This window comes from Pararcticibacter amylolyticus, from assembly GCF_003130405.1.
In the GTDB taxonomy this organism is placed as follows: Bacteria; Bacteroidota; Bacteroidia; order Sphingobacteriales; family Sphingobacteriaceae; genus Arcticibacter; species Arcticibacter amylolyticus.
Genome location: NZ_QEAS01000001.1, coordinates 477,330 through 485,719, shown reverse-complemented (window position 1 = coordinate 485,719; position 8,390 = coordinate 477,330). Strand labels below are relative to the sequence as shown.

Below are 8,390 nucleotides of genomic sequence, written 5' to 3'. Positions count from 1 at the left end.
ACTCAAAAAATATCCGTCATGAACAAAACCATTATTATCAATATCAACGGCATGGTTTTCCATATTGAAGAAGATGCCTACGAAGTGCTCAGGGCCTATATGACCGATGTCAAGCGCCATTTCGCCTATACAGCCGACAGTGAAGAAATTGTCACCGACATCGAGAACCGGCTTGCCGAGATGTTTAATGAGCGGCTCGCGGAGCAGAATAAACAGGTGATCGTCGTCCAGGATGTAACAGAAATTACTGCCCGGATGGGAAGTGCCAACGATTTTGACGTGCAGGATGAAGATAGTTCCTATAATACGTCCGGCTTCAGGGCAGAAAGAAAGCTTTACCGCGACACAGACGACCGGATAATAGGAGGAGTATGCTCCGGGCTCGGTCATTACTTTGATATGGAAGCGAAATGGATCAGAGTGATCACCTTGATTATTACACTCTTATGGGGAACCGGCCTGATTGTTTATATCATCCTTTGGATCGTCATGCCCGCTGCAAAAACGCGTACAGAAAAGATGGCGATGAAAGGTGAACCCATCAATCTTCAGAATTTTAAGAAGAATTTCGACGAAGAGCTTGAAGCTGTCAGGGGAAACCTCAACGACTTGCATAACTCCGCCAAACCCGGAATCAGGAGAACAGGAGATTTCTTTTCGGAATTTTTCCGCAATACCGGTGATGTGATCGGAAAAGTGGTTGTATTATTTGTCAAAATCATCGGGGGGATCATTATCTTCAGTGGGGTGATGTCTCTGTTCTTCCTGGTTATGGGACTGATATTCGCTGTTGGATTTTGGGACACCACAGGCTTCCAGGTCTTTCCGATCAATGTAATCAACCCGGAATACCGGAATCCTATATTTTTCAGCGCCTTTTTACTCCTGCTCATCCCTTTAATCGCATTGGTGCTGTTCGCCATCCGTGTGCTGTTCAACCGCAAGGTCATCACCAGAACCGGTTCATTCGCTTTGCTGATATTATGGATCACCGGCTTAGGAATGGCTGTGTTCTACGGATCAAAAGTAGGATCTGAATTCCAGGAAGACGCCCGTTTTGAGCAAACTACTGCATTGAAGCCCGAACCTGTGCTGTATATCCGTCAAAATTCAGCGAAGTTCCTGACACATGAGGATAGCCTGCGGTATGATATTGCAAAAGACCGTTTTGCAGGCCGCATCCTGATCGATGATGAGGACAATGAGATCGGAATGGCTACAAAATTCGACTTCTACATCGAAAAAAGTACCGATGGCACCTATTCGGTTACAAAGGAGATCACTGCCCGCGGCAGAAATTTCGAAGCGGCACTCAAAGCGGCCCAGAAGACGCTGTACCGCTTTGTACAGGCGGATTCCGTCATCACCTTCGACAAATATTTCTATTTAAGTGACAACACACCATACCGCGGACACGAGGTAAAAGTGATCCTCCGGGTACCGGAAAATACCAAACTGGTGATTGACCGGGAGCTGAATGGCCGTCTTCATAATTATAATCTGGATGAGTGTGTTCCTTCTGAAAGCAAATGGGAAACACCCTCTCAGTGGATAATGACGACAGATGGAATGACTTGTGCGATAGACAGCTTAAGGAAGAAAAGAGAAGCCGAATAAAATTTTGCCCAAATATCCTGTAACCTTACCCCCAGGCAACGCGTCATAGTACTGAAAGAAGATAACATCTTAAATAAACAATAAAATTTAAAAGATATCCTGAAAAGGGCCTCACGGCCCTTACAGGATAAGTATGCTCCTTTCAAAACACTAATCGCACGGAAATGAAACCAACATTATTTAAGCTCTTATTTGCACTGACCATCAATTTTCTGTTCCATCTTCCGCTTAAAGCACAGGAACTGAGCGTATCAGGAACCGTAACAGATGCCGGTAAAAAGCCTCTTGATTATGCTACGGTCTCTGTTCTGACGAAAGCAGACTCCAGCGTTGTTAAAACAATGTTTACAAACGATAAAGGACATTTTAACTTCAGGGGATTGAAAGAGTCTGAATATTTTGTATCGGTAAGCTCCGTCGGATTTAAAAAGTTTACTGGTAAATCGTTCAGCCTGTCGTCTCAAAACCCTCAGTTCCACGTGGAGCCGATACAGTTACAGCCTGAAAGCCGCGAACTTAAAGAAGTGAGTATCACAGCTCAGAAGCCTTTTATTGAACGCAAAGCTGACAAACTGATCGTGAATGTTGAGAATAGCAGTGTCTCTGTTGGCTCTACCGCTCTCGAAGTTCTTCAGAAGGCACCTGGCGTCAGTGTAGATAAAGATGACAACATCGCGCTGAAAGGACAACAGGGCGTGATGATCATGGTAGACGGGAAGCAGACCTATATGAGCAATGCCGACCTGGCTAACTTTCTGCGCAACATGCAGAGCAATGAGATCGAATCCATTGAAATCATCAATAATCCTTCTGCCCGTTATGAAGCAGCGGGGAAAGCGGGCATCATCAATATTAAGCTGAAGAAAAACAAAAGTTACGGAACCAACGGGACGTTAAATGCAGGCGGGGGGTACGGCAAAAGATATAAATCCAACGCCGGAATCTCTTTTAACAACCGAAACAAAACCGTTAATATTTTCGGCAGCTATAATTATTCCAATAATAAGCGCTTCCAGGATATGAAAATCGACCGGATCAATTCTGATGCCGGTAAAAACACCTACTTCTACCAATTTGGTAATTCTGACAGAAAAAATCAGGACAATAATTTTAAGCTGGGTGCCGACTATTTCATTGATAAGAACAATACGATAGGAGCATTAATGACCGGTTACATTAATAACGGGGGTGAGCTGTATGGCAACAATACCTTGATCGGAGCTACCCGCGGTGCGAACGATTCTTCTGTAGTGGCATTGAATGAAGGCAACTATAAATACCGCAACTTCAGCTACAATGTAAATCTCAAGTCGGTGCTGGATACTTCAGGACAGGAACTGCAGGTGGATCTGGATTACTCGAACTATTATGGGAATGATAACACCTTATACGATAATATCTATTACTACAATCCTTCAGCTACGAATGGAAATCCGGAACTCCTCCGGAATCATACACCTTCAAAAATTCATATTTACTCAGTAAAAGCAGACTATACCTATCCGCTTTCGAAGCGGATGAAACTGGAAACCGGGCTTAAGAGCAGTATGGTTAAGACTGATAATAACTTCCAGTTTAACCGCTTTCTGGAGGAAGCGTGGCAGAACGACCCTCGCCGCAGCAATCATTTCATCTATGACGAAAATATCAATGCGGCTTACATAAACTACCGGATAGAATGGAAGAAAACCACTCTTCAGGCTGGTTTACGGGGAGAACAGACAAACTCTAAAGGAAACCTCGTTACCACCGACTCTGTTGTGAACCGTCACTATTTCAACCTGTTTCCGAGCGGTGTGATTAGCCATAATTTTACCGATAATCACACAATAGGACTTTCTTATAGCAGGAGAATCAACAGGCCCAGTTACGATGCATTGAACCCTTTTGAATATTATCTCGACAAATACACTTACAACCAGGGAAATCCTTTCCTTAAACCTGAGTATACCAATGCATTTGAGCTTTCGTACACTTACAAAAAAGCATATACTGTCTCCTTTGGCTACAATATTACCAATGATCTGATCACGGAGGTACTGCTGCCTAATCCGCAAAAGGGAGCATTATATCAAACCAATCAGAATCTGGCTAAGCAAAACGCTTACAGCGCTACTGTCAGTGCGCCTTTTACATTTACAAAATGGTGGAGCAGTAATAATAATATAAACATCTTTTACCTCGGATTTAAGACTCCCAACCTGAATGGCCAGGAAATAGACAATGGGAAAACTGCATTTCAGATCTATTCGAGTCAGAATATAAAACTTGGAAAGACTACTTCGCTTGAGCTGAACGGCGATTACCAGTCGTCTCTGATCTACGGGACAATCAAAATAGAACCCCAATATGGCATCGACATGGGATTAAGCCAGTCTCTTTACAACAAAAAGCTCAATGTGAAGCTCGCGCTGAATGATGTCTTTAACACAAGGACCCAAAAAATATCCAGCGCCTATCCCGGCCTTTCTTACTCTTTGAGTCAGAAACGTGAAACACAGGTGGTGCGTCTGAGCTTATCCTACCGCTTCGGAAGCAATGAGATAAAGGCAAGCAGACAGCGCTCTACCGGACTTGAATCTGAGGCAAACAGAATTAAAAAATAACCCGTTGCGCATTTTGAGTAAAAGCAATAAATGAAAAGAAAAAGGCAATAAAATTGCGCATGTCAGGCTTGGCTCTTGTATAGCTTTTTAAATTTGCTCCCCGGCATTCGCCTGATTGGCGTCTGATCTGTAACGCTACTGCAACGCTTTCCCTACGCTTTTGCTTCGACAATTCCCGAACGGAAAGCGTAGGGAAAGCGTTCCGAAAGCGTAGGGAAAGCGTTGCAGATCCGAAGCCAATCAGGAGACAACCCGGATATCAGGACATGCCAAAGTAATCTGAAGACCAATCCCTGACAATACCGGGACAGTATCGGGATGATTCGCAGTGGTCTGCGACTTTTTTACGTGTCTTCTGCGAGTCGGCTGCGACTCAAACCCGAGGCCGACACGAGCACGACTCGCGGAAGACACGCAGAAAACACGTAGCCTCCCGCCTGTTGTCCCGGAACTGTCCCGGAAAAGAGCTGGAACTGTTTTATCACGGAATAGCTATTTGCCTTATGAGGTAATTGTTATTCATCCACTCCCTAAAGCAAAAAAGCCCGGATCATTCCGACCCGGGCTCTCACTATTTATTTACTTTAAACTTTTAACACTTTACGTTCCACTCCTTAAGAGCATCCTCCCTGTGTACCACAGTTCAGACACTTATAACATGTACCAGAGCGAACCATGATATGACCACAATTTGTACACGCAGGAGCGTCAGACTGAGCACCTCCTGAAATATCAAGAACTGGCTTATATACCTTATCTGAAGCAACTTTCTCAGTGGGAGCTTCGGTTGCGAAAGAATTTTCATAAGGATTTTCATCCTCGTCTTCCAGCTGCGGATTACCCAGAACTGCATTCCCCTCTGTTACCACGTGAACAAGATCAGAGCGGTCGAGATAATCATAACCCAGTAAGCGGAAGATATAATCGATGATGGAAGTCGCACTCTTGATATTGTCATGCCCGGCTACCATACCCGATGGCTCGAACCGTGTAAACACAAATTTATCAACAAATTCTTCCAGCGGAACACCATATTGCAGGCCAATGGAAACTGCAATTGCAAAGCAGTTCATCAGAGAACGGAATGTTGCTCCTTCCTTATGCATATCGACGAAGATCTCTCCTAAAGTTCCGTCTTCGTATTCACCGGTACGAACATAAATGGTCTGGCCACCAACGGCAGCTTTTTGTGTAAAGCCGCGGCGCTTGCCCGGAAGCACCTTCCTTTGTACTACCGAAGAAAGCTGACGCTTGAATGTAGTATCTGTAGATTTCTCTATAATAGCACGGGCTGCTTCCAGCACCTGCTCAGGAGTAAGATCGCTTAGTTTTACATTTGCAGCTTCACCAAGAACTTCTTCTACGCTATCCAGTGATTCTTCGTCGTTATTAGAAGCTTTGGTAGAAAGAGGCTGGGATAATTTACAGCCGTCGCGGTAAAGAGCATTTGCTTTCAGAGCAAGCTTCCATGACAGTTCATAACAATCCTTTATTTCTTCTACAGTTGCTTCATTAGGAAGATTAATGGTCTTGGAGATCGCTCCTGAAAGGAACGGCTGAGCAGCTGCCATCATCTTGATATGCCCGTGAGCGTGGATATAGCGTTGTCCTTTAGAACCACATTTATTGGCACAATCAAAAATAGGGTAGTGGGCTTCCTTCAAATAAGGAGCGCCTTCAATGGTCATCGTTCCGCAGACATACTCATTTGCTTCAGCAATCTGCTGACGGCTGAAACCAAGAGCCCTTAACAGGTTAAATTCAGGTGAATTGTATTTCTCCGGTTTGAATCCAAGGCGCTTGAGACAATCTTCTCCGAGGGTCCACTGGTTAAACACAAATCCAATTTCAAAAGCTGAAATCACTGCTTTATCGAGCTTTTCAATTTCTGCCTGTTTAAAACCTTTTGCTAACAGCGTATCGAAATTAATATGCGGTGCTCCTTTTAAAGTAGCAGTACCTTTTGCGTAATTGACGATCGTTTCGATCTCATGCTCCTGGTATCCAAGGTTCTTCAATGCAGCAGGTACCGCCTGGTTGATGATCTTGAAGTAACCGCCACCTGAAAGCTTCTTAAATTTGACCAATGCAAAATCAGGCTCTATACCTGTAGTATCACAGTCCATCACCAGGCCGATAGTTCCGGTTGGCGCAATTACTGTAGTCTGAGCATTGCGGTATCCATATTTTTCTCCAAAGTCTACTGCCTTATCCCATGCGTTGCAGGCGGCAGAAAGAAGATAATCCGGGCAATATTTCGGATCAATTCCCGGAGGCGCTATTTCAAGTCCTTCGTAGTTCCCGGTTGAGTTATATGCAGCAAAGCGATGGTTCCGCATTACCCGGAGCATGTGCTCACGATTGTCTTCGTAACGTTTGAATGCTCCCAGTTCCCTTGCCATCTCGGCTGAGGTAGCATAAGCAGTACCCGTCATAACAGCTGTAATAGCTCCGCCGATGGCTCTTGCCTTTTCACTGTCGTAAGGGATACCGGCAACCATCAGCATAGAGCCGAGATTAGCATATCCGAGTCCGAGAGTGCGGTAGTCATAGGATAACTGGGCTACTTCTTTTGATGGGAATTGAGCCATCAGCACGGAGATCTCCAGAACTACTGTCCACACACGGCAGGCATGTTCAAATCCCTTTACATCAAAAATAAAGGTATCGGGATTGAAAAAGTGAGCCAGGTTGATAGAGGCAAGATTACATGCAGTGTTATCCAGGAACATATATTCTGAACAAGGGTTGGATGCATTGATCCGCCCCCCTTCAGGACATGTATGCCATTCATTGATGGTAGTGTCGTACTGTACCCCGGGGTCAGCGCAAGCCCATGCGGCAAACGCGATATCCTGCCAGAGTTTTTCAGCAGAGATCGACTTCATGATCTTACTGTCAGTACGGGCTTTTAAATCCCATGTTTTTCCTTCTTCCAGTGCCCGGAAGAAAGCGTTAGGGATACGAACAGAGTTATTTGAATTCTGACCAGCTACGGTGCGGTAGGCTTCTCCTTCGTAGTCAGATGAATAACCCGCAGCGATCAGCGCTGCAACTTTTCTTTCTTCTTCAACTTTCCAGTTAACGAAATTTTCAATTTCCGGATGATCGAGGTCAAGACAGACCATTTTCGCAGCGCGACGGGTTGTTCCGCCAGACTTAATGGCGCCGGCAGCACGGTCTCCTATTTTAAGGAAGGACATGAGGCCGGAAGAATAACCGCCTCCCGAAAGTCTTTCGTTTTCTCCGCGGATCGAAGAGAAGTTTGTTCCTACTCCTGATCCGTATTTAAAGATCCTGGCTTCACGTACCCAGAGGTCCATAATACCTCCTTCGTTTACCAGGTCGTCATTAACCGACAGGATGAAACAGGCATGAGGCTGAGGACGCTCATAAGCCGAAGTTGACTTCTTTAGTTCTTCTGTCTCAGGATCCACAAAATAATGTCCCTGCGGCTTTCCTGTAATTCCGTATGCTGTATGTAAACCGGTATTAAACCATTGAGGTGAATTAGGTGCAGCAAGCTGACCGACAATCGTATAAACTAATTCATCATAAAAAATATCTGCGTCTTCCTTTGTAGCAAAATACCCGTAGCGTTGTCCCCATTGTCTCCAGCAGTCGGCCATCCGGTGGGCAACCTGCTTTATGCTTTTTTCAGATCCGGTTGTGCCATCAGGTTGCGGCACTCCCGCTTTTCTGAAATACTTTTGCGCAAGGATATCTGTAGCGACCTGGCTCCATGAAGCCGGAACTTCGACATCCTTCATTTCAAAAACTGCATCACCCGCTGGATTCCGGATGACCGATGAGCGCTTCTCGTATGTAAAAAGGTCATAAACGTTCACTCCCTCCTTCGAGAAATAACGCTGGAACCGCAGTCCGCTGCCGGCCCCCTTCACTGTCTTTGCTGCTGTGCTTTTGCCCATAGTTTGACTTTATTTATATACAATAATTTCTTAAGTTTTCTTTCTTCGGTATTCTCGTCACAGGTAGAACCACTGTAAAATTCAGGGGTTTTTATCCAAATTTAATACTAAGGTTACCTATGATGAATTTTCGTTTTCCACAGGGTATATGAACAATGTGCCCTCACTGCATAAAATGCAGGAAAGAGGCCTGATTTATAAAGAATTGTCTTGTGGAAAACTAGGGCTTCCTGCGGAA

3 protein-coding genes are annotated in these 8,390 nt (G+C 44.8%); 2 read left to right on the top strand and 1 reads right to left on the bottom strand.

The annotated features are described in order from the left end of the window. A partial coding sequence (locus DDR33_RS02055; RefSeq protein ID WP_238387624.1) for a PspC domain-containing protein occupies positions 1 to 1,617 on the top strand: 1,617 nt, incomplete at its 5' end. A gap of 164 nt (positions 1,618 to 1,781) precedes the next feature. Further along, positions 1,782 to 4,223, top strand: coding sequence for a TonB-dependent receptor domain-containing protein (locus DDR33_RS02050; RefSeq protein ID WP_109414082.1), 2,442 nt, complete (start codon positions 1,782 to 1,784; stop codon positions 4,221 to 4,223). Between the two features lie 614 nt (positions 4,224 to 4,837). On the opposite strand, the gene DDR33_RS02045 is transcribed toward DDR33_RS02050, so the two are convergent. Further along, on the bottom strand, positions 4,838 to 8,152 hold the full coding sequence (locus DDR33_RS02045) for a vitamin B12-dependent ribonucleotide reductase (RefSeq protein WP_109414081.1): 3,315 nt from the start codon (positions 8,150 to 8,152) through the stop codon (positions 4,838 to 4,840). Positions 8,153 to 8,390 lie beyond the last annotated feature (238 nt).